The sequence below is a fragment of the Methylobacillus rhizosphaerae genome (assembly GCF_900187985.1).
GTDB classification, from domain to species: Bacteria; Pseudomonadota; Gammaproteobacteria; order Burkholderiales; family Methylophilaceae; genus Methylobacillus; species Methylobacillus rhizosphaerae.
This window is the reverse complement of record NZ_FZOA01000002.1, coordinates 289,825-315,656: the sequence shown is the minus strand read 5'-3', so window position 1 is coordinate 315,656 and position 25,832 is coordinate 289,825. Positions and strand designations below refer to the sequence as shown.

Here is a 25,832-nt window from a genome sequence, read left to right as displayed (position 1 = left end):
AAACAGGTTCCAGTGCATCGCCTACTGGACTCGTAATCGGCTCCAGCGCGTCTGTAATGGGTTTGATGACGTCGTTCGTGGCGTCGTTTACAGTATCTACGGTATCTAGCAGCGTATTATCAGTGCCATCCGTAACTACTACTGGTGTTGGAGTTGGATCAATCTTGACCATACTGCCTCCGCCATCACAACCTACTAATGCAATAGACGAGCAAATAACAGCCAAACTGACCGCATGGTTCAGTTGCTTATTGGATTTCGTTGACATTTTTTTCCCCTTCAAATGTGAATGAGAGCCAGCATTGCTGGCGCCCACCAAATGCTGTCAACGTTGAAGAATCCAGGAAACCACTCAATTTCTTGGATTACTCATTGTTGATTCAGCGCCTTTCAAGATTCATTGGATAAACCTTTACACAGCCTGACAGATTTTATGAGCCTTATTAAAAATGTCAATTAATTTACATTATATTTTTTTATATCCTGATACCAGGATTCATCAGCCTACATTTAAAACCAGCACGCACAGCAGTCTTACTGCCTTGCTACCAGATAACTTTATCATTCACAGCTCATAAAAAAAGCGGCCAAGTTGCCTCGACCGCTTTTCAGTAGAACTGAAAATCCTCGTATTACGGATTTGTCTGATCTGAATTCAATAGCTGGCTATTGACCGTAATTTTTTCTTTCTGCTTCAATGTATTGATATAAGCATGCCTATATTCCGCAGCCAATGCATTTTGCAGTTCTGCTTTTGCGGCACGCTGCGCATCCTCACCATCCATTGCAAAATGAATACTCGAAACCTTGGCCACCAAGTAACCATTACGATCTGCAATGCCACTGTATGCTGGCAATTTTACTGTATCGGCCCTGAATGCTGTTGATACCGATAAATCAGTAAGGTTTTGTGGGTCCTGACGACTCACATTAACTGGCTCAGTCCAACTTAATGCCGGAGATTTACCAGCCTGTAATTCTGCGAGCGTAGCTTCACCCTTCTCTCGTGCAAGCTTTGCTGCCTTTTCCTGCTTCAGGAAATCAGCAATTCCACTTTTTACCTCTTCGTAAGAGCGCGCAGCAGCAGGCTTATATTCAGCAACTCTGGCTGATACCAGATTATTCGGAGATACTTCAATCGCTTCAGTATTGCGCTTTTCTTTCAATACTTCATCACTGAATACTGCATCCATCAGTTTGTCATTCTTGAAGAACTTTGCACCTTCATCACGACTCAGCCAGGCACTGGTTTGCACTTGCACACCGAATTCCTTGGCAACTGGCTCAAGACTATCCGACTGTTCATACACCATATTACTGAAATTTTCTGCCTGCTCTGAAAACTTGGCCAGCGCCTTCTGATACATCAGCTCGGCACGGATCTGTCCTTGCACGGCATCAAATGACTGTCCACTACCTTGAATTTCAGTCAACTTGATAATATGGTAGCCAAAATCGGTTTCCACCAAGTCGCTGATTGTGCCTGGCTTCATTGAAAATACGGCGTCTTCAAATGGCTTCACCATTGCACCAGGGCCAAACAGACCCAGATCCCCTCCTTTATCCTTGGATCCAGGATCTTGGGAATATTGATGAGCCAATTGCTCAAATTGCTCGGGGTCTTTTTTGACCTGAGCCCATACCTCTTCTGCTTTTTCCTTGGCTTGCTTTTTGGCTTCAGGTGTCGGGCTAACACCGAAACTAATCAAGATATGACTGGCGCGACGCTGTTCGTCTCCCTGGAACTGAGCCGCATTCTGCGCATAGTAATCCCTCGCCTCTTGTTCAGAAACTTGCTGGCTGGGAATCAGGCCATTTGCCGACATTAAAACAAACTCCAACTTGACTTGCTCGGGTACCTTGAACTTGTCCTGATGTTCGTTGTAATAGGCTTTAACTTCTTCCTCGGAAGCATTTACCTGAGAGAGAAAATCTGCGGTCTTGAACTCGGCAATACTCACTTCACGAGTCTGGTGTTCTACTTTAATTGCATTGTTAGCCACACCATTCGGTACAAATGCCAGCGCAGCCAACCCATCCTTCGCTTGCATTGCGAGAAGATCTCCGCGCACTTCATTTTCAAATTGTGAAGGTGTACGACGACGCTCAGTCAGAAACTGGTCATACAATTCCTGAGAAAACCTGCCATCCTGCTGAAAAATATCTTCGCCGGTAATGAAGTGAGAGAGCTGTTCATCACTGATAACAAAGTTCTTACGCTTGATTTCAGCGGCCAATACCTTATTTTCAATCAGATGATCAATCACTGCTTGCTTGACCTCTGGACCATCCAGCACTGATTGATCGACCTTACCTTCGCTCTGCAAGCGGTTACGCAGGTTTTGCAACGCGTTACTGTATTCCTGCGCAGTAATGGAATCGCCCCCTACTTTAGCTACAGAGACACTAGAACCCGCATCGCGCAAATAACTGTCAACACCTACCAATGCAAACGGGATGGTGATCCCTGCCAGAATAACTTTGGCCACCACTCCCTTGGAACGATCACGAATTGCTTCCAACATAACAATATGCCTTCTTTATTTTCAATCTTGATGGAAAGATCAGCCTGGATCAGGACAGACTGCAAATCTAACTCTTTAATATACCACACATGTTTGTAACGAAACATTCCAGCAGGTTCAATTAAACTTGCCGTGTAAAAAGGAATAGAAGTGGCAGAGGACAAGAAATAAAAAAAGCGAATCCGAAGATTCGCTTTTTCTGGCGGAGCGGACGGGGCTCGAACCCGCGACCCCCGGCGTGACAGGCCGGTATTCTAACCAACTGAACTACCGCTCCATGACTATGCGTTGCTTTCTCCAAAACTCAACGACTTTTCGATGGTAGGAATGGTGGGTGATGACGGGGTCGAACCGCCGACATTCGCCTTGTAAGGGCGACGCTCTACCAACTGAGCTAATCACCCATGCCCAACCAACGAAGGACGCTAGTTTACAGTATCCTTTAGAATCTTGCCAGCCCTAAATTTGGGAGAATTTGCGGCCTTGATCTTTATCGTGGCACCAGTGCGCGGATTACGACCATTACGGGCGGCGCGCTTACCAACATAAAAACTACCGAAGCCAATCAAGGTAACAACCTCTCCCTTTTTCAATGCATTGGTAATTGCAGCAGTTGTTGCATCTAAAGAACGTCCTGCTGCAGCCTTGGAAATACCAGCAGCTTTAGCGATTTGATCAATCAACTCAGTCTTATTCACCTGTCATTCCCTCTCGTTGTTTTAGAAACAGGGACATACGGCCCCTGTTCCTGAGTTATATCAAGTGAGAAAACAGCATGTCAAGCATCGTTAAGGATAATTTTCAATGCTTGGTCACAGATGATGGCTTGCTGGGTTGTGGTTTAGCCACTTCCTCCACGACCGCCTCAGCACTAAGCTCACCTGCATCAGGCATACGCTCCAGCGCCAACTGCAGCACTTCATCAATCCACTTCACTGGATGAATATCCAGGTGGTTCTTGATATTGGCCGGAATTTCACTCAGATCCTTGACGTTCTGTTCAGGAATCAGCACGGTTTTAATGCCACCTCGATGGGCTGCAAGCAGCTTTTCCTTCAAGCCACCGATTGGCAATACTTCTCCGCGCAGCGTGATTTCCCCGGTCATGGCAACATCGGCACGCACAGGGATGTTGGTCAACACCGATACCAGCGCGGTTGATATTGCAATCCCTGCGCTTGGTCCGTCCTTGGGAGTCGCGCCCTCAGGCAAGTGAATGTGAATGTCATTCTTCTCGTAGAAGTCCTCGGCGAATCCCAGGCGCTTGGAACGACTGCGCACCACACTCATCGCCGCCTGGATGGATTCCTGCATGACTTCACCCAGTTTGCCCGTGGTAATCACCTTGCCCTTGCCTGGCAGCAAGACTGACTCGATTGTCAGCAATTCGCCGCCCACCTCAGTCCAGGCCAAGCCTGTGACCTGCCCTACCTGGTTTTCCTTGGCGGCAACGCCATAATCAAATCGATGCACTCCCAGATATTTCTCAAGGTTCTTCGGCGTCACGGCAATCTTGCGTACCGTCGTACCGGCTTTGGGTTGAGCGGTCAGGATTTCCTTGACTACCTTGCGGCAGATCTTGGAAATTTCGCGATCCAGGCTACGCACCCCAGCTTCACGAGTGTAATACCGCACTACATCGCGAATGGCTGCTTCAGATACACTGATTTCATTTTCTTTCAGCCCCTGAGTTTTCAATTGCTTAGGCAACAAATATCGCATCGCAATATTTACTTTTTCGTCCTCAGTGTAGCCAGCAAGCCGTATCACTTCCATGCGATCAAGCAATGGTCCAGGGATGTTGAGCGAGTTGGCTGTTGCCACAAACATCACATCAGACAGGTCGTACTCAACCTCAACATAATGATCGACAAAAGTGTGGTTCTGTTCAGGATCCAGCACTTCCAGCAAGGCTGATGATGGGTCACCGCGGAAATCCTGCCCCATCTTGTCAACTTCATCCAGAAGGAACAATGGGTTTTTCACACCGACCTTGGTCATGCTTTGCAGGATCTTGCCTGGCATGGAGCCTATATAGGTCCGGCGATGTCCACGAATTTCGGACTCATCGCGCACACCACCAAGCGCAACCCGCACAAACTTGCGGTTTACTGCCTTTGCAATACTTTGTCCCAATGAAGTCTTACCCACACCAGGCGGCCCTACCAGGCACAGGATAGGCGCCTTCAGCTTGTCTACCCGTTGCTGAACAGCCAAATACTCGACAATACGTTCCTTGACCTTATCAAGCCCATAATGGTCAGCATCCAGGATATCTTCCGCAGTGCCAAGATTACGGCTGATCTTGGTTTTCTTTTTCCATGGCAAGCCGACCAGAGTCTCAATGTAATTACGTACCACTGTCGCCTCTGCTGACATGGGAGACATCATCTTGAGCTTTTTCAGCTCACTGTTCACTTTGACCAATGCATCTTTCGGCATACGGGCATCAGCAATACGCTTTTCCAGCTCTTCTATATCTGCATTCTCATCCTGCTCGCCCAGCTCCTTCTGGATCGCCTTTACCTGTTCGTTCAGGTAATACTCGCGCTGACTTTTCTCCATCTGGCGTTTGACACGTCCACGGATACGTTTTTCCACCTGCAGGATATCAATTTCAGCTTCCAGCAGGCTCAGCAAATGTTCCAGCCGCTCAGCTACGCTGAACATTTCCAGAATTTTCTGCTTTTCCTCCAGCTTCAATGTCAGATGGGCCGTGATCGTATCCGCTAACCGCCCTGCATCATCGATCGTAGCAAGAGAAGTCAGGATTTCAGGAGGAATTTTCTTATTGAGTTTGACGTATTGATCGAACTGGGTAAATACAGTGCGCATCAAGGCCTGGGTCTGGCTATCATCGCCAGCAGGACTTTCAACCTTTTCTGTTTTTGCGGCAAAGCACTCCTGAGTTTCAACGAACTCCGTGATCTTGACACGATGCAACCCTTCAACCAGCACCTTGACAGTGCCATCAGGCAACTTGAGCATTTGCAATACTGTTGCCACTGTTCCAACATCGTAAAGATCTTCTGCATCCGGCTCGTCTTTATTTGGTGACTTCTGTGCCACTAACAGAATTTGCTTATCCTGCTCAGAAGCCATCTCCAACGCTTTTACCGACTTTTCACGGCCGACAAACAATGGAATGACAAGGTGTGGATAGACCACCACATCCCGCAATGGCAACAGGGGCAGCAATCCAGAGTCTGGAGAGAAAACCGGTAGTGTTTGTTCTGTCATGAGAAAACTTTCAATGTTGTCAGCAGCAAGGCAACATGCCGAACGCCTCTTGCTACATCTATGGGGGCATACAATCGCGCTTCAAGTACCTGCCCTGAAATTCTCACATAAAAAAGGCTGCAAAGCAGCCTTTTAATTTTGATTTAACTTGCGCTCTCCAACCGCGACTCATCTGCATAGATGAGAATCGGCGGAGTATCTCCCTTGACGACGCCTTCGTCCACCACCACCTTGTTCAGGTTCGGTATTGACGGCAGGTCATACATAATTTCCAGCAAGGAGTGCTCCATGATGGAACGCAGCCCACGGGCACCGGTTTTACGCTCCAATGCCTTCTTGGCAATCAGGTGCAATGCAGCCTCCCTGAACTCAAGCTCCACACCTTCCATCTTGAATAGTTTGGTGTATTGCTTGGTCAGCGCATTCTTGGGTTCCACCAGGATAGTGACCAGAGCAGCCTCATCCAGGGACTCGAGTGTCGCCACGGCAGGCAGACGCCCTACAAACTCGGGAATCAGTCCGAACTTGATCAAGTCTTCTGGCTCAACATCGCGCAAGACTTCACCAATGGCCCGTGCATCTTCTTTGCTTTTGACTTCAGCGCCGAAACCAATACCACCCTTTTCGGAGCGGCGGCGAATTACCTTGTCCAATCCATCAAATGCACCACCGCAGATAAACAGGATATTCGTGGTATCAAGCTGCACGAACTCCTGGTTCGGGTGTTTGCGCCCACCTTGCGGAGGTACCGAGGCCACGGTGCCTTCAATCAACTTGAGCAAAGCCTGCTGCACACCTTCACCGGATACATCGCGCGTAATGGAAGGATTGTCAGACTTGCGTGAAATCTTGTCGATTTCATCGATATAGACAATGCCACGCTGAGCCTTTTCCACATCGTAATCACATTTCTGCAGCAGTTTCTGCATGATGTTCTCGACATCCTCCCCGACATAGCCTGCTTCGGTCAGAGTTGTCGCATCAGCCATCACGAAAGGCACATCCAGCAACCGTGCCAATGTTTGTGCAAGCAGGGTCTTGCCAGAGCCTGTCGGACCGATCACGAGAATATTGCTCTTCGCGATCTCGACATCATCCTTATCCTTCTGCGCGCCCTGCTCCAGGCGTTTGTAATGATTGTAGACAGCAACTGCCAGATTTTTCTTGGCTTGCGTCTGACCAATCACATACTGGTCCAGGGTGGCACATATTTCCTTGGGAGTCGGTAACTTGCCGCTCTTGGGCTTCAATCCATTCTCATCCTGGATTTCTTCACGAATGATGTCATTGCATAAATCAACACACTCGTCACAGATAAAAACGGATGGGCCGGCAATCAGCTTGCGTACTTCATGCTGGCTTTTGCCGCAAAACGAGCAATACAGTAATTTTTCGCCCTCGGCTTTTGTAGTCATCAAACTATCCTAAAAATAAACTTAAAGATGGTGTTATTTATACCGCATCAGCACGACTGGCAATCACCTTGTCCACCAGACCGTAAGTCACAGACTGTTCCGCACTCATGAAATTATCCCGATCCGTATCCTGGACAATTTTTTCCACAGGCTGGCCGGTATGATGCGCCAGGATGTGATTCAGCTTTTCACGCAGGAACAAGATTTCCTTGGCATGAATCTCAATATCTGAAGCCTGGCCGCGGAAACCACCCAGAGGCTGGTGAATCATCACACGAGAGTTAGGCAGACAGAAACGCTTGCCTGCCGCCCCAGCGGTCAACAACAAGGCTCCCATGCTGGCAGCCTGCCCTACGCATAAAGTGCTGACATCAGGCTTGATGAACTGCATGGTATCGTAGATGCCCATGCCAGCTGTCACGGAGCCGCCAGGTGAGTTGATATAGAAATAGATATCCTTATCTGGATTTTCAGCTTCAAGGAACAATAACTGGGCAACCACTAGGTTGGCTGTGACATCATTTACTGGACCAACCAGAAAGACAATGCGCTCCTTCAGCAGTCGGGAGTAAATGTCATAGGAACGCTCACCCCGACCACTCTGCTCAACCACCATGGGGATATACCCAAGGCCGTGAGCTTCAAACTGGCTTTCTGCCATCGCAGAGTGATCAATCATTAGTTATTTCCCATCAGGTCATCAAACTTGACTTTCTTGTCAGTCACCTTGGCAGACTGCAAGACCCATTCAACCGCATTTTCTTCTGTTGCCAACGCTGCTGGCTCGTCCAGACGCTTGGTATCGGCATAGTACCAGGTCACCACATCATCAGGACGTTCGAAACTTTGCGCAAACACGTCCACCATCGCACGGATCTGTTCAGCATTGGCTTGCAAGTTGTTTGCATTTACCAATTCCGACAGTATCAGTCGTAAACTCGCATTACGCTTGGCCTGATCTTCAAACAAGGCAGGCTCAAGATTGACGTTTGCCAGATCCACTCCACGCTGTTTCAGGTTGTTCTGTGTCGTTTGCATCAAGCGGCCGATCTCAGCATTGATGAATGCCTTTGGCAATTCCAGCTCGGTACTGTCCAGCAAAACTTGAAATGCTTGCTCTTTCAGCTTTGCGCGTACACGCTTTTCCACTTCCTGCCTGAGGCTGGCAGTGATTTCCTCACGCATTTTTTCCACATCACCATCGTCCACGCCAAGACTACGGGCAAAATCAGCATCAAACTCAGGCAGTTTTGCTTGTTCAACAGAGTTGAATGTCACATCGTAGCTGACAGTCTTACCAGCCAGTTGTTCCGGTTTGTGGTCTTCGGGATAAGCAATTTCGAATACCTTGTTACTACCTGCCTTGTTACCGGACAGTTCGCTTTCAAAAGCCGGGAATCTGCCACCTTCACCGATCACCAGGTCCAGGCCGTTCTCATCCGTGCGCTCCACTTCTTCACCATCAATGGAGGCAATCAAGCTGATATTCAACTTATCGCCCTTCTTGGAGGCCCGTTTGACCGGCTCGAAAGTAGCGCGTTGACGCAGCAGCACATCAATGGTTTTCTTTACTTCAGCCTCGCCAATCTCTAGTGCCGGGCGCTCGATTGCCGCTTTGGAGAGATCGCCGATCTTGATTTCAGGAAACACTTCGAATGTGGCGACATACTCAATCTTTTCATCAGCATCCGCATAAGGCTTATGCTCAATGTTAGGGTAACCAGCCACACGCAGCTTGTTCTGCTCAACAGCATCATTGAAGCTACGTTCTACAGCATTTGAAAGCACTTCATTGCGCACCTGGTCACCATATTGTTGACGCACAATATTCAATGGCACCTTGCCAGGGCGAAAACCAGGCATCTTGGCAGTACGTGCCAAACGATTGATACGCTCATTCACTTCTGCTTCCAGTGGTTGTACTGGAACAGACACCGTCATTTTGCGCTCAAGATTGCTGATGGTCTCAACGGTTGCTTGCATCTACTGTGTTCCTTAAATCGAGATTTTGATCAAATGCGCCACCTTGACGATTCGGCAATCGTGACGCAAATCAAGTAATTGAAAATAAAATTGCAAAACCGGAATCCGGCCCTACACCAGTATTTGGCCCCATTCCAACGCTTTCGCATCAGGAGCCAATATGAATATTAGCTAGCGATTCTAGCATAGCTGTCTATAAAAATAACGATGTAAAGATAAGGTTATTCCAATGGAGACGATCGCAACGCAGTGTTGGATCAGGTGAGCGAAGCAGTGAGATGAAAAATCTGAAGAAGGGGTAATGCAGTACATACCCCATGTGTCAGGATCAATCTTTCTGGATATTGGAAGCCTGTTTGCCTTTGGCAGTTTCAGTAATGTCGAACTGCACTCTGTCATTCTCTTTCAGGCTTTTATAGCCACTCGCCTGAATTTCAGAAAAATGTGCAAACAAATCCCCACCGCCATCGTCCGGCGCAATAAATCCAAAGCCCTTTGCATCATTGAACCACTTCACAGTACCGAATGCCATGTCCATCCCCCGTGCCAGTTATCTGTCGAGATATCTTTATAAAATCCATTGATACTGGAATAAATAGGACAAGTCTGATCAATTTGTAGGAACTGTCTTATAGGTGCCAAAAATACCAAACGCCGCAAAAGCGGCGCCTGATATACATGCTAAGGATTGTGCTGTTATTTGCGCTTTGATCGTACCTCTTCGATCAACTGGGCAGCCCGCTCCTTGCCACCCAGGCCGAACGCAATGGCCAATGCCAGGAAGATCGCGCCGAATACGATCACGAATAATGCAGTCAGCAACTGTGTTCCGATATCAAGCTGCTCAAGCGCAACGAACAAGGCAAACACCTGGATACCATATTCCGTGGTTGTGCTGATTCTGAGAGCACCATCGTATTTCATGCCGTGCAGCCAGGCAAATACCAGGCGATTAACAAAACGTGCCAGCAAGGTGCCGAAGATCAGTACCAGAATCGCCACAATGATCTTGGGAAGATAATTGGCAAGATTGTTCAGCATATGCGCAACTTCTGTCAGGCCTAATGTGTTGGCACCCGTGATGACGAACAACAGGATGACCAGCCAATAGATAACCTGACTGATAACGCTGCTCAAGGTCAGATCAAAATCGCCATGCTTGAGGAATGCCTCCAGGCCGGAACTATCAGCGAACCGGTCAAAGTGAGCCAACTCCAGAATGCGCTTCACCCCCAGGCATGCGACTTTGGCACATACCCAGCCAAATGCCAGAATGACGATAACCGCCAGCATCTTGGGGAAAAAGTTGGCTACCTGCGTCCAGAACTCATTCAGAGATGTAAGAAAAATATCAATCTGATGTTGCATATGCACACTCCTCTTTATTTATTAATGACCTTTATATGCCAGGTCTTGTGAACCAGAGCGGTAATGCCCGTTTGTTCAGAATTGGACGGCTATTTTCTCGTAATCACAGATTGTTAGCAAACAAATAACCCTTAAAACTACAACTAATACATTAATAATATTTTTTAACTATTTAATTATTAATTAATTTTTAAATTTTATTTTTGAGTTTTCTGTGCAACCGGAAAAATAAAAGTCCTGCCAGGATAAGGGTGTAACCCAACGGTTGGGAAATATCCTGTTTTACCAGCCACAGATAATGCAATACCGCCAAGATGGCAATCAGATACACCAGGGAATGCAATGTTTTCCAGCGCTTCCCCAACCTGCGCATCATGCCATCAGTGGATGTCACAGCAAGTGGAATGGTGCATATGAAGGCAAGAAACCCCACCAGCACATAAGGATGTTTGGCAATATCCTGGATAATCGCCGACCACTCGAACCAATGGTCCAGCCAGATATAAGCCAGCACATGCAGACTGGCATAAAAACACATGAACAGCCCCAGCATGCGCCGCAGCGTGACCAGCCATCCCCAACCCGGCACGCGGTGCAAGGGTGTCACTGTAAGCGTGAGCAACAAGATGACCAGCGCCCATGTTCCCGTAGAATGTTCGACAAATTCAACCGGATTTGCACCCAATTGGTCCGTAAACCCTAACCAGAACAGCCTGCTTAGCGGCAGCAGGGCCAGAAGAAACAGGCATCGCTTGACCCAGGGCAACAAGGATTTGGAAATCATGCCTAGAAGTGCTTGCGCAAATCCATACCGGTATACAACTGGCCCACCTGCTCTGCGTAGCCATTGAACATCTGTGTGGCAATCCGTTTCGTGAAAAGACCCGTGCCAATCCGCCGTTCACTGGCCTGAGACCAGCGTGGATGGTCGACCGTGGGATTCACATTGGCGTAGAAGCCGTATTCCGTGGAAGCTGCCCGCATCCAGGTAGTTTGCGGCATTTTCTCCACGAAGCGGATGCGCACAATGGACTTGCCACCCTTGAAACCGTATTTCCATGGCACAACCAGTCGTACCGGCGCACCATTCTGGCCTGGAAGCATTTCACCATACAGTCCAAGCGCGAGTATGGTCAGCGGGTGCCTGGCCTCATCCAGTCGCAGAGCCTCACGGTAAGGCCAGTCCAGTATTGGCGCGCGGACACCTGGCATGGTGGCATCATCTGCAGCAGAGATAAATTCAATGAACTTTGCATTCGCGGTAGGCTGAACCAGTTTAATGAGGCTCGCAAGCGGGATTCCTACCCAAGGAATCACCATCGACCAGCCTTCCACACAGCGCATGCGGTAAATCCGCTCTTCCAGGGGAGCAAGCTTCATCAGCTCCTCCATTCCCAGCTGGCGCGGCTTGAGCACCTCTCCTTCAACCGCAATAGTCCATGGAGCAGTCTTGAACCGACCGGCATTTTCCGCAGGCTGTTCTTTGCTTGTACCAAACTCGTAGAAATTGTTGTAACTGGTGATATCACGATAGGAAGTCAGCTTCTCTTCCCGGCCATATGTAGTCTTCTGGATATGCTGGAGGGCTGGCTGATGCCCGGTTCCGGCTGCAAACCCAAGGTGACGCCATCCGCCCAACGCCAGTATGCCGCCTAATCCTGCAGCCTTGATCAGCTCACGTCGCTGCCTAAACACGTGCTCAGGGGTAATGTCGGAACTTACAATGTCAGGAGGCCGGCCTATCAACATGATTGCCCTTTCAAGCAATTGCACCATAACACCAGCTTAAAGCAAGCTGGCACAGCAGGAGATACTAATGTTGTGATAGGTTTTGCAACTGCAAGTTCACTTCTGCAGTCAACTTTTCCGCACCTATGGCTTCCCCGATTTCCCGTGCCTCGTTCAATGCGTCCCGCGCCTTGTCAGCCTGTTTGGCAGCAATGAAGTTCAGTCCCAGATAATAATAACCCTTGGCTGTCCAGTACCCATCTTCGGCCTCCCTGGCCTTGTCGATGATTTTATTGAGGCTTCTCTCAGCATTGTTGAAATCCTTGGCACCGATATAAAGATACCCAAGTTCCAACCCGGCATTGGCATAGGCATCAAAACTGCCATCACTTGTCTGCATGACCAGGGCCTTCACCTGGTGTTCAATGGCATTATCGTACAACCCTTGTTTTGCCTTGAGCTGAGCCAGGTGTTCATTGGCATCCGCACGTTCGTTATTGTTGCCTGCAAGCCGGAGTGCAGCCTCATAATATTCCTGCGCCTGCGGCAACTGTTCCTGTTGCATCGCTGCCTCACCCGCCAGCAGGTTGGAGATCACCTGGAACTTCTGGTTCTTTTCCTGTACAGCCAGCGCCAGTGCAGCCTCATAGCTGGACTGGGCTTGTGCAAACTGCCCCAATGCCTTGTAGGCATTGCCTTTGAGCAAATCAGTCACCATGCGCTCATTCCCTGTCTTGGCTTGTAATTCTGCAGCGGTAAAACTTTTGAGTGCATCCTCCCCCCGTCCCAGATTCAACTCCGCCCTGCCCTTGCACAGCAGCAAATCACGCTGGTTCTGCTGCTGCACAAGCGCTTGCTCTGCCTGTGCCAAGGCAGTATCTGCATCGCCATCACTCAGTGCGTGCAAACAGCTTTCAGCCGGATTGGCTCGGGCATGCGCTACATTGCCTGCAAATATCAGGATGATCAGAACTCTAAGAAACGGCATGTTTACTCCAGGTATTGATTCCAGTCATGGACAGTAGCGCCCCGGGCAAAAAATTCCGGGTTGAGGATAGTGTCCTTGCGATTATATTGCAAAGGCAGGCCATGGCGGTCAACCAGCCTCCCGCCCGCACATTCAAGCACGCATTGCGCTGCTGCGGTATCCCATTCCGACGTGAGTCCCAGGCGTGGATATACATCCGCCCGGCCTTCTGCAACCAGGCATATCTTGAGCGAACTTCCCATATTGATAATATTCGGCTCTCCGTGCCGGGAGCCGATATTGCGCAACATGGCTTGTATTTTCTTGCCAGGATGAGAACGGCTGGACGCTACTGTAATATGATCAAGATGCAGGCTGCGGGCATAAATACGCTCCGCTTCGTGGTGGTCACGCTGTTTATAGGCGGCCTGGCCGTCTGCATAATAGCCCACCCCTAGAGCAGGCGCGTAAACGACGCCAAGTATCGGCCTGCCCTGGTCAATCAGGGCAATATTGACGCTGAATTCGTCATTGCGCTTGACGAATTCACGGGTGCCATCCAGTGGGTCTATCAGCCAATAACGTTGCCATTGCTGGCGCTGGGAAAATGGTGCCAGCTCACACTCTTCAGAAATCTGCGGCAACTCTGGTGTCAAGCGCTGCAAGCCGGCCTGGATGACACGGTGAGCAGCCAGATCTGCTTCAGTCACGGGGGAATGGTCTTCCTTGTGTCGTACTGCAAAATTCCCGTGATACACCTGCATGATCGCCTCGCCCGCTTCATGCGCCAGTTGTATCACGGCAGGCAGCAGCTGATTCCTCATCCAGCAAGCAGACCCAGCAACCCGGCCTCGTCCAGTATGCTCAAGCCAAGCTCTTCAGCCTTGCCAAGCTTGCTGCCGGCATCACTGCCCGCGACAACATAGCTGGTTTTCTTCGAAACACTGCCACTTACCTTGCCACCTGCCGCCTCTATACGCTCCTTGGCTTCATCTCGCGACATCGTCGGCAAGGTGCCTGTCAGCACAAATGTCTTGCCTTCCAGCAAACCAGTACTTGCCTGCCTGCCTTCCGCTTCTTCCCACTGCACACCTGCCTGCACCAGCCTGGCGATAATTTCACGGTTATGCGTCTCAGCAAAGAATTCAGCAATCGAGCGCGCCACGACAGGGCCAACATCCGCAACTTGCTGCAAGACCTCAATATCAGCAGCCTGCAAGGCTTCCAGTTTTCCGAAGTGGCGTGCAAGGTCTTTTGCCGTAGCCTCTCCAACGTTGCGAATACCCAATGCATAAATAAACCGGTTGAAGGTAGTCTGCTTGCTGGCCTGCAATGCATCCAGCAGGTTCTGGGCAGATTTTTCTGCCATACGCTCAAGCCCGGACAGGGTGGTCAGGTCCAGATGGTAAATATCGGCAAGCGTCTTCACCCATTGTCCATCGACCAACTGATCAACCAGTTTCTCGCCCAGGCCTTCGATATCCATGGCGCGGCGGGACGCAAAATGCAAGATAGCCTGTTTGCGCTGGGCAGCGCAGAACAATCCTCCTGTACACCGTACCGCAGCCTCTTCCGGCAGGCGCACTGCATGTGAGCCGCACACTGGGCACTGATGGCGGATGGCTTCCAGCAGCACATAAGGCTGGGTGTCAACTGGCCGCCTTTCCATGACGACAGAAACCACCTCCGGAATCACATCTCCCGCACGGCGTACTATGACCGTATCGCCAATACGCACATCCTTGCGGTCTATTTCATCCTGGTTATGCAATGTGGCATTGGTCACGGTAACACCGCCGACAAATACCGGCTGCAGGCGTGCAACCGGCGTGATCGCACCGGTACGCCCGACTTGCACCTCGATATTATCCAGTATCGTCAGCTCTTCCTGTGCCGGGAATTTATGCGCCACAGCCCAGTTGGGCTCCCGGGAGCGAAAGCCCAACTCACGTTGCAGCTCCAAGCGGTTGACCTTATACACAACCCCGTCAATATCATAGGTCAGCTGGTCACGCTTCGCGGCAATGGCCTGGTGAAAGGAGGCAAGAGATGCCGCCCCCAGGCCGACAGTGCGCTCTCTGCACACCGGAAAACCGAACACCTGCAAGGCATCCAGTACCTGTTCATGGGTAGCCGGCACCTGCCAGCCTGACGTTTGTCCCAGCCCGTAAGCAAAGAAAGACAAGGGACGTTGTGCAGCCAGACGGGGGTCCAGCTGGCGTATGCTGCCAGCAGCACCATTGCGCGGGTTGACCAGTGTAGGCTTGCCCTGTTCGCGCTGCCGGGCATTGTAGCGCTCAAAATCCGGGCGGCTCATATACACTTCACCGCGTACCTCCAGCACATCAGGAGCGCCAGCATGGAGCTGCAAGGGAATCTGGCGTATGGTGCGTATATTATGCGTGACATCTTCACCCACCTCGCCATCCCCACGGGTGGCAGCCTGCACCAGTGAACCACGTTCATAACGCAGGCTCAGAGCCAGGCCATCAAACTTCAATTCAGCGGCGTACTCAATATCGCCATCTTCCGCCAGCAATCCGAGTTTTTTGCGCACACGTGCATCAAAGTTATATGCACCCTGCTCACTGATGTCGGTTTCAGTCTCAATAGACAGCATAGGCAGGTGGTGCCGCACAGGCATCAATGTCGCCATCGGTGCGCCACCAACCCGCTGGGTTGGTGAATCCGGGACAATCAGGGCAGGATGCGCTTCTTCAAGTGCCTTCAGCGCCCGGAATACTCGGTCATATTCACTATCGGGCACACTGGGGGCATCCAGCACATAATATTCATGATCATACTGGCGAATCTTTGCCCGCAACTGGTCAGCTTGCGCAACCACTTCCACTGGCACTTCAGGATGATGCTCGGAAAATAAGCCGACCTGCATATCAAACTGTCCTCAAGAGAACAGGCGCAATGCATACGCCTCGCCCGGCGCGATATGACGATCTTGCATCTTGCTATGAATTACCTTGATCTGCTGGCGGATATTGTCGATTTGCACATCGCTGAGTTCGCGTTGTTTATCATCCACCAGGTGAGCCCCCAGGCTCTGCTCCAGGTTGCGTGCCAGTTTCACCATCTGGTCATAAGCGGCAGCCCGGACCGGGACCCGGGGAATATCCAGTTGGAATGTCACGCCGCGAATCGTGGAAGTACGCAACATTTCAAGGCTGAATGGCTGCTTGTCGTGATTCACGATGGAAAACAGCACTTGCCGGCTGCCATCAGCACTCTCCAGCATTGAGTAATAGGTACCCTCATCTCCCAGCACCAGCCCCGCCGTTTCCATCAGGCCACGGAACTTGGTACCGGCAAACAGTCCGGCTTCTCCCGCAACCAGGTGAAAAGCCACCATCTGATCCACTTCGATGCAGAATTGATCCAGTGCGGCAGCCTGCTGCAAAGGCGCATCCTCGCTTCGCCATTCCACAGTGGCGCCAAGTGTTTGTGCCAGGTCTTCAATCGCCAGATGAAAGCGCGACAGCGTTCCTCTCGATACTGCACCAGCACGGTCCACCAGCTGCAATGCACATGTAACGGCAGTGAACATGGAGAACTCCTGCTCGCGCGTCAGCAGATGCCACTGTCTATCATCAGCGAGGCCGTAGGCATGCACAGGTTTGTCTATGTCGGTAATGGACAACAGGAACTCCCGCAACCTATTGCCAGCAACAGCCTTGGGCAATACCAGCACTGCGGCAAGGTCAATGGCAGGATTCACCATAGCAGGCAGGCTAATGTCTGCAGCAGAAACAGCTTGCCTTACTATTTCTGGTTCAGGCACGGCACTGGCTGCCTGCTCCTCGTCTTCCCATGGTGCAGGCTCGCTTGCCATAGGCAACTCCTCTGCCAGAGAGGATGCTGCATTATCATCGAGCTGCTGCACCGATGAGGGCTCGGAAGACTCAAGGGCGCTGGCATCAGCGTCATACTGCTCTACCTGCTGACCTGTGAGTTCAGCTGCACTCGTGACTTCACCCTCGTCATCTTTCAGAATGACATCAGGGTTGATATGGAACTCCTCATTACGACCGCCTTCCATTTCCTCCATCAGCGCATCATATTGCGGTGCCTCAAAACGCTTGGAGGTTTCCTGCTTGAACTTGCGCTCCTGCCACCAGTTGAATACGAGCACTGCAGCGATAATGAGTATGCCCAGACCCAATAAGGCCCAATGTAGATCAGTCATTATTTTAATACTCCACACTTATTGATCTGATAAATAATCCTGTTTTATTCACGGTACTCCGATACATCTCCAGACATCGGAATCCTCTTATGCCACTTCATGCATTTGCAATGCAGTCGCCATATCCACCTCCACAACTCGGGAGACACCGGATTCTTGCATGGTGACGCCTATCAGCTGCTGAGCCATTTCCATGGTTATTTTATTATGGCTGACAAATAAAAATTGCGTGCGCTCGGACATTTTTTTCACTAATGCACAAAAACGCTCGGTATTACTGTCATCCAGTGGCGCATCAACCTCATCCATCAGGCAGAATGGCGCAGGGTTCAACCTGAACAATGCGAATACCAGCGCCAGGGCGGTCAATGCTTTTTCGCCTCCGGACAGCAAATGGATCGTACTGTTTTTCTTGCCAGGTGGCTGGGCAAATACCTGCATACCAGTGTCCAGAATTTCATCTCCCAGCATTTCCAGCCTGGCCTGTCCCCCGCCAAACAGTTCAGCGAACAGCTCAGCAAAGTTGCGGTTCACCTCATCATAGGTATGTTGCAGGCGCTGGCGTGTTTCGCGGTCTATACGCCGGATGGCATCCTCCAGCGTCGCAATGGCCTGCTCCAGGTCTCCTGCCTGGCTATCAAGGTACTGCTTGCGCTCACGTTCGCTTTCCAACTCCTGCAACGCCGCGAGATTGACTGCCCCCAATGCCTCAATACTGGTATCAAGCGCACGTATCCTGCGCTCCAGGTCACTGACCTTGATATTGGCACTTAATCCTTGAACCAGTACTCCTTCCTCCAGTCCACATTCCGCAAGTTGCTGCTGGCACTGTTCAACATACAGTCGCGCCTGTTGCTCATCCAGCCGCGATTGTTCCAGCTTGTCACGCAATGGATGCAATAACTGCTCATACTGCATGCGCGTACGCTCCTGCAACTGCAGCGCACTCTCGGTTTCTGCCAGGTGGTCACGCGCGCCAGTCAATGCTGCTTCACGTTGTTGCTTGAGATTGATGGCCGTCTCAAGGTTCTGCTTGAGATGCTCCATCTTCGACGCCTGCAGCAAGGCCGCTGCCTCATCCCTGCGCACAAACAGGGCCTGCAACTCTTCCTGCAAGGCATTCAGGCGGCTGCTGGCATCTGCAATATTGCTGGCAAGCAATTTCTGGTTGAACGTCTTTTCCTGTACTTCACGCTCAGCTTTCTGCACTGCCACACGCAGCAGGTTGAGCGCTCCTTCCGCCTCAGCGCGCCGAGCCTGGCTGGTCTGACGATCAGCCTGCAGCGCAGTCAATGAAGCTTGTAATACCTGTAAACCCTGCCGCTGCTGCAGATAGCCGCTCTCTAATTGTGCGCACTGTCCGTCCAGTTGTGTAATCTCAAGCTCCAGCACCTGACGGCGCTGGCCGATATGTTGAAACTCCTGTTGCAGCTGTTGAATCTGCAAGCCGCGCTGATGCTGTGATTGCGCCATATCCCGCAATTGCTGCTGCAATTGCTGTTGTGACTGGCGATAACGCTGCTGCAGAACATCTGCTTCATGCAAGGCCTCGCGAGCAGCCTGAACCTCGTGCTGCATCCCCGGCAAGACTGCATCCAGCACATCCAGTTCCCGTTGACGCTCCAGAACACCGTGCAAGGCTGAATGCTGGGCATAAAGTTGTATGCCATGCCGGTCATAGAGATCACCAGCTCGTGTGACCACGGTCTGCCCATACTCCAGGGTGGCACATATCATCTCCGCTTGCTGATGATCTTCCGCAATCAAATATGATCCCAGCCAATCCTGCACCACACCTTCCAGTGCAGCATCCTGTACAGAAACAACAGCACCCAGGCTGGACCTGGTTGCCATTGCCTCCCTGCCAGCACGGATCACCGCGACTGCCGCCGGTGGTCGTTGCACCACCATGCGCTCTATATTGGCATTGACAGTAACAATGGCATTCAACCTGCTGCCGAGCACAGCTTCCAACGCAGTTTCCCAGCCGTCAGCAATCCTGAGCTGCTGCCACAAACGCAGGCAGGCTCCGTCCTGCAACCCGTGCTGTTGCAACCAGCCATCGAGTTGCTGTTCCTTGCCAAGATTGCTCTGTATTTTGCGTAATGAAGCGGCCTCAGCCCCGGCCTGGGTCCATGCCCGCTCCCGTTGCAGCAACTGCTCTCTCAGCCCCCGGACCACATCGACTTGCAGCTGCTCCTGCTCACGCGCCTGTTGCAACTGCTGCTCAACGCTTAATTGTTCGGCAGCTGCCTGTTCATGCTCGGTCTGCAGATTCAGTAATCTTGTCTCATCCGGTAATTTGAGCTGTTTGAGTTCATGCTGCAATCGCTGCAGCCGCTGTTTTGCTTCATCCCGATGGCGCTCCGCATGCCGGAGATTGGTCTCTTCCAGGCGGATAGCCTGCTCCGCCTCATGTAATGCGCGCTGCGCAGCAGAATGGGTATGTAATGCAGACTGGAATGCCCGCTCCGCCTCTGGCAACTTTTGCCGCAACTGTTGCAGGCTGGCATGGGATGAAGTTTCGTCCTGGCTCATCACCTGTTGTTGTACTTGCAACTCGTCAAGCTTGGCCGAAAATTCGGATTGTTGGCCAGCCAGCCTGCGCTCCTGAATCTCGATTTGCTGTAACTGCGTTTGCAGGCGATGCCGGGCTTCCTGCGTATGCTGCAATTGCTGTTCCAGGTTGGACACTTCAGCATTGGCTTCATAATAAGCCGCCTGTGCCGACTGCAATGCAGTTGCAGCCTCATGATGCTGTTGCCGCAGTATTTCCAGCCCACTCTCGCTCTGTCGCAGCATTGCCATCTGCGACTCCAGATCCACACCGAGAGTACTGACATGGGCTTGTGACTGTTCCCAGCGAACGCTGGCCTCCCGGTGTTTCAAGAACCATAACTGGCCCTGGGCAAGCTTGAGACTTGATTGCAGTTCCTGATATTGCAGTGTAATGGCCGCCTGGGCTTCCAGCCGCGTAATCTGCTTACCCATCTCCTGGCGAATATCCTCAACCCGGAGCAGGTTTTCGCGGGTATCCCGCAAACGGGATTCCGTTTCCCGGCGACGCTCCTTGTATTTTGAAACGCCTGCCGCTTCCTCAAGGAAAACCCGCATTTCTTCAGGCCTTGCTTCTACAATGCGGGAAATCGTATTCTGGCCGATGATGGCATACGCCCGCCCGCCGAGCCCGGTACCAAGAAACAGATCAGCAACATCACGGCGCCTGACCACAGTATTATTGATGAAATAAGTGGACCCTTTATCCCGCTCAATGACGCGCTTGACTGCTATTTCAGCATATTGCGACCATTCGCCTGCGGCCTCTCCCCTGCTGTTGTCGAAAACCAGCTCGACACTGGCCCGTGAAGCCAGCTTGCGATTGCCCGAACCATTGAAAATCACATCGGACATGGATTCGCTGCGCATTTCCTTTGCACTGGACTCACCCAGCACCCAGCGTATAGACTCCATGACATTGGATTTTCCGCACCCATTGGGTCCGACAACACCGACCCGCTGGGCATGAAGATGCAGGGTGGTGGGATCGACAAAAGATTTAAATCCGGCAAGCTTTAGATGAGTCAGGCGCAATTGGAGAAGGTCTTGGCTATAATGACGCTTTTTTGATATCCCGATTTATACGGTAGCCCTTATGACTAGTCAACCCAGTAAAGCCTTGGAAACCTTCGACAACCCCAACCCAGGCCGTGATTTCCATATCCATATGGAGATTCCCGAGTTTACTTGCCTGTGTCCAAAAACCGGACAGCCGGATTTTGCCGTCCTGTATCTGGATTACATTCCTGACCAGAAATGCGTTGAACTCAAAAGCCTCAAGCTCTATATGTGGTCTTTCCGCGATGAAGGCTGTTTCCATGAGGCTGTTACCAACCGCATCCTGGATGACCTTGTCGCTGCTACTAATCCCAAATTCATGCGCCTGACTGCCAAGTTCTATGTACGCGGTGGTATTTTCACCAACGTAGTTGCAGAACACCGCCAGCCGGACTGGCAGCCACAACCTCGCGTTGAATTGTCCACATTTACAGCGCAATCGAATATTCGCGGTTAAGCTGCCCTCAACTTTCACGAAAGTCACCATCATGCCCGGACTGTTAACCCGTGCCCGTCAACTGATCTGGGCCATTGCTCGCAGTTTCGGGCCTTATGCACCTCTGGTGGTCATGAGCCTGGTCAGTCTGCTGGCCTTTACATTATCCCGGGCAGGATTGGTCGTCTGGCAACATGAACGCGTTGCAGCCGTCTCAAACTGGCAGGAAATCATGTTCAATGGCTTACGCGTTGACTGTATCCAGCTCGGCCTGATGTGGCTTCCGCCATTGTTATTGGCACCATTACTCGCCAACAGCCGGTTCTGGCGTAGCTGGCGCAACTTCACCTATGTCTGGGTCGTGTTATGTACCGGGCTGGTCATCCTGCTGGAAATCGCCACTCCCGCTTTTATTGCAGAATATGATGCCCGGCCCAACCGCCTGTTCATAGAGTATTTAAAATATCCCCATGAAGTCATGTCCATGCTTTGGGTAGGCTTCCGCGTACATCTATTTGCCGGCCTGATCGGCACCCTGCTGGCCATTCTTGCAATGGGGTGGCTGATGCGTCCATGGCTGAAACAGGAACAGCGCTGGAGCAATGTCGCGACCTGGATCACATGGCCTGTCATTTTCCTGCTGGCAGCATTGGTGATACGCGGCACGATCAGTCATCGCCCAGCCAACCCGGCCATGTTTGCGCTGACGACAGACTCCATGGTCAATAACCTGATCCTGGATTCGCCATGGTCGCTCATCCACGCCGTCTATAGCCTCAAGCATGAGAACAAATCCAGCGAAATATATGGCGAGTTGCCGGATGAGGATGTGTATCGCATCGTACGGGAAACACGAGCACAATTTGATCCCGCTTTCACCCCGGTTCCCAATGCAGATTTGCCAACTTTGGCGCAATTGACACCTACACGTACGCGAGAACGCCCGCTTAACCTCGTCATCATCCTCGAAGAAAGCCTTGGTGCGACATTTGTAGAATCCCTGGGTGGAGTACCGGTCACCCCCAATCTAGAGCGCCTGAAGGAGCAAGGCTGGTGGTTTGAACAACTCTACGCCACTGGAACTCGCTCCGTGCGCGGGATTGAAGCCGTAGTCACTGGCTTCCAGCCCACCCCTGCACAGAGTGTGGTCAAACTATCGCTCTCCCAACGGCACTTTTTCAGCCTGGCGTCATTATTGAAGCAACGCGGCTACGATACTGAGTTCATCTACGGTGGCGAGTCTCATTTCGACAACATGAGCGGCTTTTTCATGGGCAATGGTTTCCAACGTGTGCAGGAGCAGAAGGATTATGTCGATCCTGTCTTTGTCGGTAGCTGGGGAGCATCGGATGAAGACTTGCTCAACAAAGCCCATGAGGAAATCAGTGCCAGTCATGCCAGTGGCAAGCCATTCTTCACCCTGGTGTTTACCTCCTCCAACCATGCTCCGTTCGAGTTCCCGGATGGCCGGATAGAGTTATATGACCCGGTCAAGGCAACAGACAACAATGCCGTGAAATATGCAGACTATGCGTTGGGACAGTTCTTTGACAAAGCACAGAAAAGCGCCTACTGGAAAGACACCCTGTTCATTGTAGTGGCAGACCATGACATTCGTGTCCACGGTCACAATATGGTCCCAATTGAACATTTCCATATTCCGGCATTGATACTGGGGGCGGATATAGAACCACGTAAAATCAAGTCAGTGGCCAGCCAGATCGACTTACCTGTCACGGCATTATCCCTGATGGGGATTACAGCGCAGCATCCCATGACTGGGAGAGACCTGAGCCGAGAGCATGGCGACACACAGGGCCGCGCAATGATGCAGTTCGAGAACAACTTCGCCTGGATGGAAGGCAATAAGGTCGTTGTATTGCGTCCCGGCAAAACACCGACCCATGGCACCTGGGATCTTGCAGCCAGGCACTTCAGCCAGCACGAGCCAGCCAGTCAGGACCTGGAGTTTGAAACCCGGGCACTGGCCAACTCGCTTCTGCCTTCCCTGCTTTACCGAGAGCGTCGTTACCATCTTCTCGAAGACTCACCAGGCACAGAATAACCACTCGCTCTATGAATATCGATCATAAAAATCCAGGCCGAGAAGCCTCACATGCTTCCGGTAACCTAACTCGCCAGCCTCAACCACGCATGTTGACCTGGGAGATCATCCGCAAGGGGTTGAGCTATATCCTGAAAGGCAAAATGGTCCTGCATGACAGCCATTTACCGCTGGTGGCACATGATATTCCGCTGGACTTTGCCGGTGTTGGCGTAGCTGCTTCCGATGATCCTGCGGTAGACCACTATATCCTGCAACACCTCACTGAACTCGGCATACGACAAGTACGACTGGACTTCAGCTATGCTGATATTGACCATCATGCCGCGCGCTTGCTGGATGCCCTGTTGAAAAATGGTTTCAACGTCCTGTTGCACCTGGTTCAGCCATTTGATGCCGCCATCAACATGGAGGACATTGCCGCCCAGGAGACATGGCGGACATTCCTGCAACAAGTGCTGGCGCTGTATGGCCATCAGATCGCCATGGTTGAAATCGGCTCAACGATCAATCGCAAGCGCTGGGCCGGATATACCCCTCAGGGTTTTCTCAAGGCCTGGGAAATCGCGCATGAGGAAGTCAGGAAATACAAAATCAAGCTTGCCGGCCCCAATATCAGCGATTTTGAACCGCTATACAATATCGGCCTGCTGGATATCTTCCAGCAACGCAAGCAATTGCCGGATGTGCATACCAACAACTTGTTCTGTGAACGTACGACAGAACCTGAACGCTACGATCATCGCATCCTCAAAGTTCCCAAGGCCACGGCTCTCAAGTTCAACCTGATCAAGAAAGCCCGCCTGCTGCACAAGATCACTCGCGACCACGGCGTGCAGGAAATGGTATCTCCCGCTGCGTTCTGGACCCTGCCCCGCATTCTGCGCCTGCTTCCTGACGGAGAACAGAAACAGGCAGACTATCTTGCCCGCTACATGATTCTCTGTGCCGCATCCGGGGCATTACGCCAGGCATTCTGGGGGCCGCTGATCTGTTACCGGGAAGGATTGATCGATGATGGCAGCAACAGCTACCCGGCGCTCGAACGCATCACGCACTATGCCAGCGTGACCGGCCAGATGGAAAATTTCCGTCCGCGCCCCAGTTTCCATGCAATGAAGACCTTTGCCCACCTGATCCCGGGGCGGCATTATGCAGGCTTGTTGCGCAACAAGCACGGACTGGAAATTCATGTATTCAGCAACAATGAAACCGTGCTGCATGCCGTATGGACCACTAACGGCAAGGGTGCTGTACTGGCAGATCATTATCATCTGGAAGACCTGCAGCTTGCGCAATATACCAGCCGTGATGGCGAATTGCTGGCCAGCCAGCCCGGCCTTGCCAGCGAATCCCCGATTTATATCTCCTGGCCCCTGGGAAGGAAAATCAGCTTGAAAACAGAAAAAAAACTATTTGCCAATCTGTCCATCCAGCGACATGCAGAAAACCGCAATCATCATGTCTATCAGGATGCCGAATGGCGTGGTATTTTTGTCGCAGGCAGTGATAACGAGGTAACCCTACTGCAGCAGGCGTTGCATCCTTCCCAATTGGGAGCTCCCCCCAAGGAATCCATCCTGCGCAAAGCACGTAATGCCATCTGGACAATTCCCGATCCGCGCGATCCATCCCAAAAACTGGTCGTCAAGCAGCCGGTAAAGATGCATCTGCATAAAAAGCTGTTTGACCAATTCAAGCTATCCAAGGCCAAACGCAGCTGGAACGGCACCAATGAGCTGCTGAGACGTGGTATCAGTGCAGCCCCTCCTGTCGCCTACCTCGAAAAGCATGGAGATAGGACATTGCTGCAGAACTACTACATCTGCGAATTCGTCGACACCGATTTTTCCATTCGCGACATCTTTGGTGCCTTCAATGAAGGCCAAAACTCTTATAAAGGCGTCACTGCAGAGCATATCTACCCAGCACTAACCAATTACTTGCTGAACATGCACACACGCGGCGTGTTTTTCCGTGACCTGTCCGGTGGCAACATTCTGGTCACGAAACAAACTGACGGCACCCTGGACTTCTCGCTCATTGATACCAACCGCGCGCATTTCTACAATCATGCCACTCCCCTTGCCCAACGGCTTTCTGACCTGACACGGGTATGCGTCAAACTGCCCTGGAGCAGTCGCCACCAACTGGTAGGCCTATACCTCAAGGCACTGGGTCTGGAATTCGGCTGGCGTCAGCGCTTGCCATTCCACCTGTATGATTTCAAGGTAGGCATGAAAAAACGTGTTGGCCGTAAAGCCCTGAAACGCCTGTTCAAGAAAAAATGAG

General features: G+C 51.3%; 19 protein-coding genes and 2 tRNA genes. 3 read left to right on the top strand and 18 right to left on the bottom strand.

Features of this window, described 5'->3' with window-relative positions; translation table 11 throughout:
• The 18 genes from CHB59_RS11780 to smc form a co-directional block, all read right to left on the bottom strand.
• Window positions 1-268: hypothetical protein (locus CHB59_RS11780; RefSeq protein ID WP_218816197.1), on the bottom strand; the 268-nt coding region annotated here is incomplete at its 3' end.
• A 364-nt stretch (window positions 269-632) separates the two neighbouring features.
• Window positions 633-2,525 (bottom strand): SurA N-terminal domain-containing protein, encoded by a 1,893-nt coding sequence (locus CHB59_RS03680; protein ID WP_089374875.1) that lies wholly within the window; start codon window positions 2,523-2,525, stop codon window positions 633-635.
• A 200-nt stretch (window positions 2,526-2,725) separates the two neighbouring features.
• Window positions 2,726-2,802, bottom strand: a tRNA-Asp gene (locus CHB59_RS03675).
• A gap of 51 nt (window positions 2,803-2,853) precedes the next feature.
• Window positions 2,854-2,929 (bottom strand) — tRNA-Val (locus CHB59_RS03670).
• A 21-nt stretch (window positions 2,930-2,950) separates the two neighbouring features.
• Complete coding sequence (locus CHB59_RS03665) at window positions 2,951-3,223, bottom strand: HU family DNA-binding protein (protein WP_089374874.1); 273 nt, start codon at window positions 3,221-3,223, stop codon at window positions 2,951-2,953.
• Window positions 3,224-3,326: 103 nt separating this feature from the next.
• Window positions 3,327-5,765 (bottom strand): endopeptidase La, encoded by a 2,439-nt coding sequence (gene lon / locus CHB59_RS03660; RefSeq protein ID WP_089374873.1) that lies wholly within the window; start codon window positions 5,763-5,765, stop codon window positions 3,327-3,329.
• Between the two features lie 143 nt (window positions 5,766-5,908).
• Window positions 5,909-7,180 carry an ATP-dependent Clp protease ATP-binding subunit ClpX gene (gene clpX / locus CHB59_RS03655; RefSeq protein ID WP_089374872.1) on the bottom strand — a complete coding sequence of 424 codons (1,272 nt, stop codon included), beginning with the start codon at window positions 7,178-7,180 and terminating at the stop codon, window positions 5,909-5,911.
• Between the two features lie 37 nt (window positions 7,181-7,217).
• Entirely contained in the window at window positions 7,218-7,859 is a 642-nt protein-coding gene (gene clpP, locus CHB59_RS03650) for an ATP-dependent Clp endopeptidase proteolytic subunit ClpP (protein WP_089374871.1), read from the bottom strand.
• Window positions 7,859-9,163 carry a trigger factor gene (gene tig / locus CHB59_RS03645; protein WP_089374870.1) on the bottom strand — a complete coding sequence of 435 codons (1,305 nt, stop codon included), beginning with the start codon at window positions 9,161-9,163 and terminating at the stop codon, window positions 7,859-7,861. The genes clpP and tig overlap by 1 nt, the downstream gene beginning before the upstream one ends.
• Before the next feature lie 328 nt (window positions 9,164-9,491).
• On the bottom strand, window positions 9,492-9,695 hold the full coding sequence (locus CHB59_RS03640) for a cold-shock protein (protein WP_089374902.1): 204 nt from the start codon (window positions 9,693-9,695) through the stop codon (window positions 9,492-9,494).
• 164 nt (window positions 9,696-9,859) lie between these two features.
• Entirely contained in the window at window positions 9,860-10,531 is a 672-nt protein-coding gene (locus tag CHB59_RS03635; protein ID WP_089374869.1) for a mechanosensitive ion channel family protein, read from the bottom strand.
• A gap of 190 nt (window positions 10,532-10,721) precedes the next feature.
• Complete coding sequence (locus CHB59_RS03630) at window positions 10,722-11,315, bottom strand: protein-methionine-sulfoxide reductase heme-binding subunit MsrQ (protein ID WP_089374868.1); 594 nt, start codon at window positions 11,313-11,315, stop codon at window positions 10,722-10,724.
• 2 nt (window positions 11,316-11,317) lie between these two features.
• Window positions 11,318-12,280 carry a protein-methionine-sulfoxide reductase catalytic subunit MsrP gene (msrP, locus tag CHB59_RS03625; RefSeq protein WP_089374901.1) on the bottom strand — a complete coding sequence of 321 codons (963 nt, stop codon included), beginning with the start codon at window positions 12,278-12,280 and terminating at the stop codon, window positions 11,318-11,320.
• A 64-nt stretch (window positions 12,281-12,344) separates the two neighbouring features.
• Complete coding sequence (locus CHB59_RS03620) at window positions 12,345-13,247, bottom strand: tetratricopeptide repeat protein (RefSeq protein WP_089374867.1); 903 nt, start codon at window positions 13,245-13,247, stop codon at window positions 12,345-12,347.
• Window positions 13,248-13,249: 2 nt separating this feature from the next.
• Window positions 13,250-14,050, bottom strand: coding sequence for a 3'(2'),5'-bisphosphate nucleotidase CysQ (gene cysQ / locus CHB59_RS03615; protein WP_089374866.1), 801 nt, complete (start codon window positions 14,048-14,050; stop codon window positions 13,250-13,252).
• Window positions 14,047-16,119 carry an NAD-dependent DNA ligase LigA gene (ligA, locus tag CHB59_RS03610; protein ID WP_089374865.1) on the bottom strand — a complete coding sequence of 691 codons (2,073 nt, stop codon included), beginning with the start codon at window positions 16,117-16,119 and terminating at the stop codon, window positions 14,047-14,049. Before ligA ends, cysQ begins: the two co-directional genes overlap by 4 nt.
• A 12-nt stretch (window positions 16,120-16,131) precedes the next feature.
• A complete protein-coding gene (locus tag CHB59_RS03605) occupies window positions 16,132-17,424 on the bottom strand; it encodes a cell division protein ZipA C-terminal FtsZ-binding domain-containing protein (protein ID WP_089374864.1) in 1,293 nt (430 codons plus the stop codon).
• Window positions 17,425-17,511: 87 nt separating this feature from the next.
• The gene (gene smc, locus CHB59_RS03600; protein ID WP_089374863.1) at window positions 17,512-21,015 is read right to left on the bottom strand and encodes a chromosome segregation protein SMC; all 3,504 of its coding nucleotides are present in this window, start codon (window positions 21,013-21,015) and stop codon (window positions 17,512-17,514) included.
• A 61-nt stretch (window positions 21,016-21,076) separates the two neighbouring features.
• Here smc and queF point away from each other — a divergent pair, with 61 nt between their 5' ends.
• The 3 genes from queF to CHB59_RS03585 are packed head-to-tail and all read left to right on the top strand — an operon-like array spanning window position 21,077 to window position 25,831.
• Window positions 21,077-21,496 carry a preQ(1) synthase gene (queF, locus tag CHB59_RS03595; RefSeq protein WP_089374862.1) on the top strand — a complete coding sequence of 140 codons (420 nt, stop codon included), beginning with the start codon at window positions 21,077-21,079 and terminating at the stop codon, window positions 21,494-21,496.
• A 31-nt stretch (window positions 21,497-21,527) separates the two neighbouring features.
• A complete protein-coding gene (locus CHB59_RS03590) occupies window positions 21,528-23,540 on the top strand; it encodes an LTA synthase family protein (RefSeq protein ID WP_089374861.1) in 2,013 nt (670 codons plus the stop codon).
• Window positions 23,541-23,551: 11 nt separating this feature from the next.
• Window positions 23,552-25,831 carry a lipopolysaccharide kinase InaA family protein gene (locus CHB59_RS03585; protein WP_179212058.1) on the top strand — a complete coding sequence of 760 codons (2,280 nt, stop codon included), beginning with the start codon at window positions 23,552-23,554 and terminating at the stop codon, window positions 25,829-25,831.
• The last annotated feature ends 1 nt before the right edge of the window (window position 25,832 follow it).

What these genes read in the sequence shown, in the direction of transcription:
- CHB59_RS03680 (WP_089374875.1), bottom strand. Translation starts at nt 2,525, where the DNA reads ATGTTGGAAGCAATTCGTGATCGTTCCAAGGGAGTGGTGGCCAAAGTT.
- lon (WP_089374873.1), bottom strand. Translation starts at nt 5,765, where the DNA reads ATGACAGAACAAACACTACCGGTTTTCTCTCCAGACTCTGGATTGCTG.
- clpX (WP_089374872.1), bottom strand. Translation starts at nt 7,180, where the DNA reads ATGACTACAAAAGCCGAGGGCGAAAAATTACTGTATTGCTCGTTTTGC.
- clpP (WP_089374871.1), bottom strand. Translation starts at nt 7,859, where the DNA reads ATGATTGATCACTCTGCGATGGCAGAAAGCCAGTTTGAAGCTCACGGC.
- tig (WP_089374870.1), bottom strand. Translation starts at nt 9,163, where the DNA reads ATGCAAGCAACCGTTGAGACCATCAGCAATCTTGAGCGCAAAATGACG.
- CHB59_RS03640 (WP_089374902.1), bottom strand. Translation starts at nt 9,695, where the DNA reads ATGGCATTCGGTACTGTGAAGTGGTTCAATGATGCAAAGGGCTTTGGA.
- CHB59_RS03635 (WP_089374869.1), bottom strand. Translation starts at nt 10,531, where the DNA reads ATGCAACATCAGATTGATATTTTTCTTACATCTCTGAATGAGTTCTGG.
- CHB59_RS03630 (WP_089374868.1), bottom strand. Translation starts at nt 11,315, where the DNA reads ATGATTTCCAAATCCTTGTTGCCCTGGGTCAAGCGATGCCTGTTTCTT.
- msrP (WP_089374901.1), bottom strand. Translation starts at nt 12,280, where the DNA reads ATGTTGATAGGCCGGCCTCCTGACATTGTAAGTTCCGACATTACCCCT.
- CHB59_RS03620 (WP_089374867.1), bottom strand. Translation starts at nt 13,247, where the DNA reads ATGCCGTTTCTTAGAGTTCTGATCATCCTGATATTTGCAGGCAATGTA.
- cysQ (WP_089374866.1), bottom strand. Translation starts at nt 14,050, where the DNA reads ATGAGGAATCAGCTGCTGCCTGCCGTGATACAACTGGCGCATGAAGCG.
- ligA (WP_089374865.1), bottom strand. Translation starts at nt 16,119, where the DNA reads ATGCAGGTCGGCTTATTTTCCGAGCATCATCCTGAAGTGCCAGTGGAA.
- CHB59_RS03605 (WP_089374864.1), bottom strand. Translation starts at nt 17,424, where the DNA reads ATGACTGATCTACATTGGGCCTTATTGGGTCTGGGCATACTCATTATC.
- queF (WP_089374862.1), top strand. Translation starts at nt 21,077, where the DNA reads ATGACTAGTCAACCCAGTAAAGCCTTGGAAACCTTCGACAACCCCAAC.
- CHB59_RS03590 (WP_089374861.1), top strand. Translation starts at nt 21,528, where the DNA reads ATGCCCGGACTGTTAACCCGTGCCCGTCAACTGATCTGGGCCATTGCT.
- CHB59_RS03585 (WP_179212058.1), top strand. Translation starts at nt 23,552, where the DNA reads ATGAATATCGATCATAAAAATCCAGGCCGAGAAGCCTCACATGCTTCC.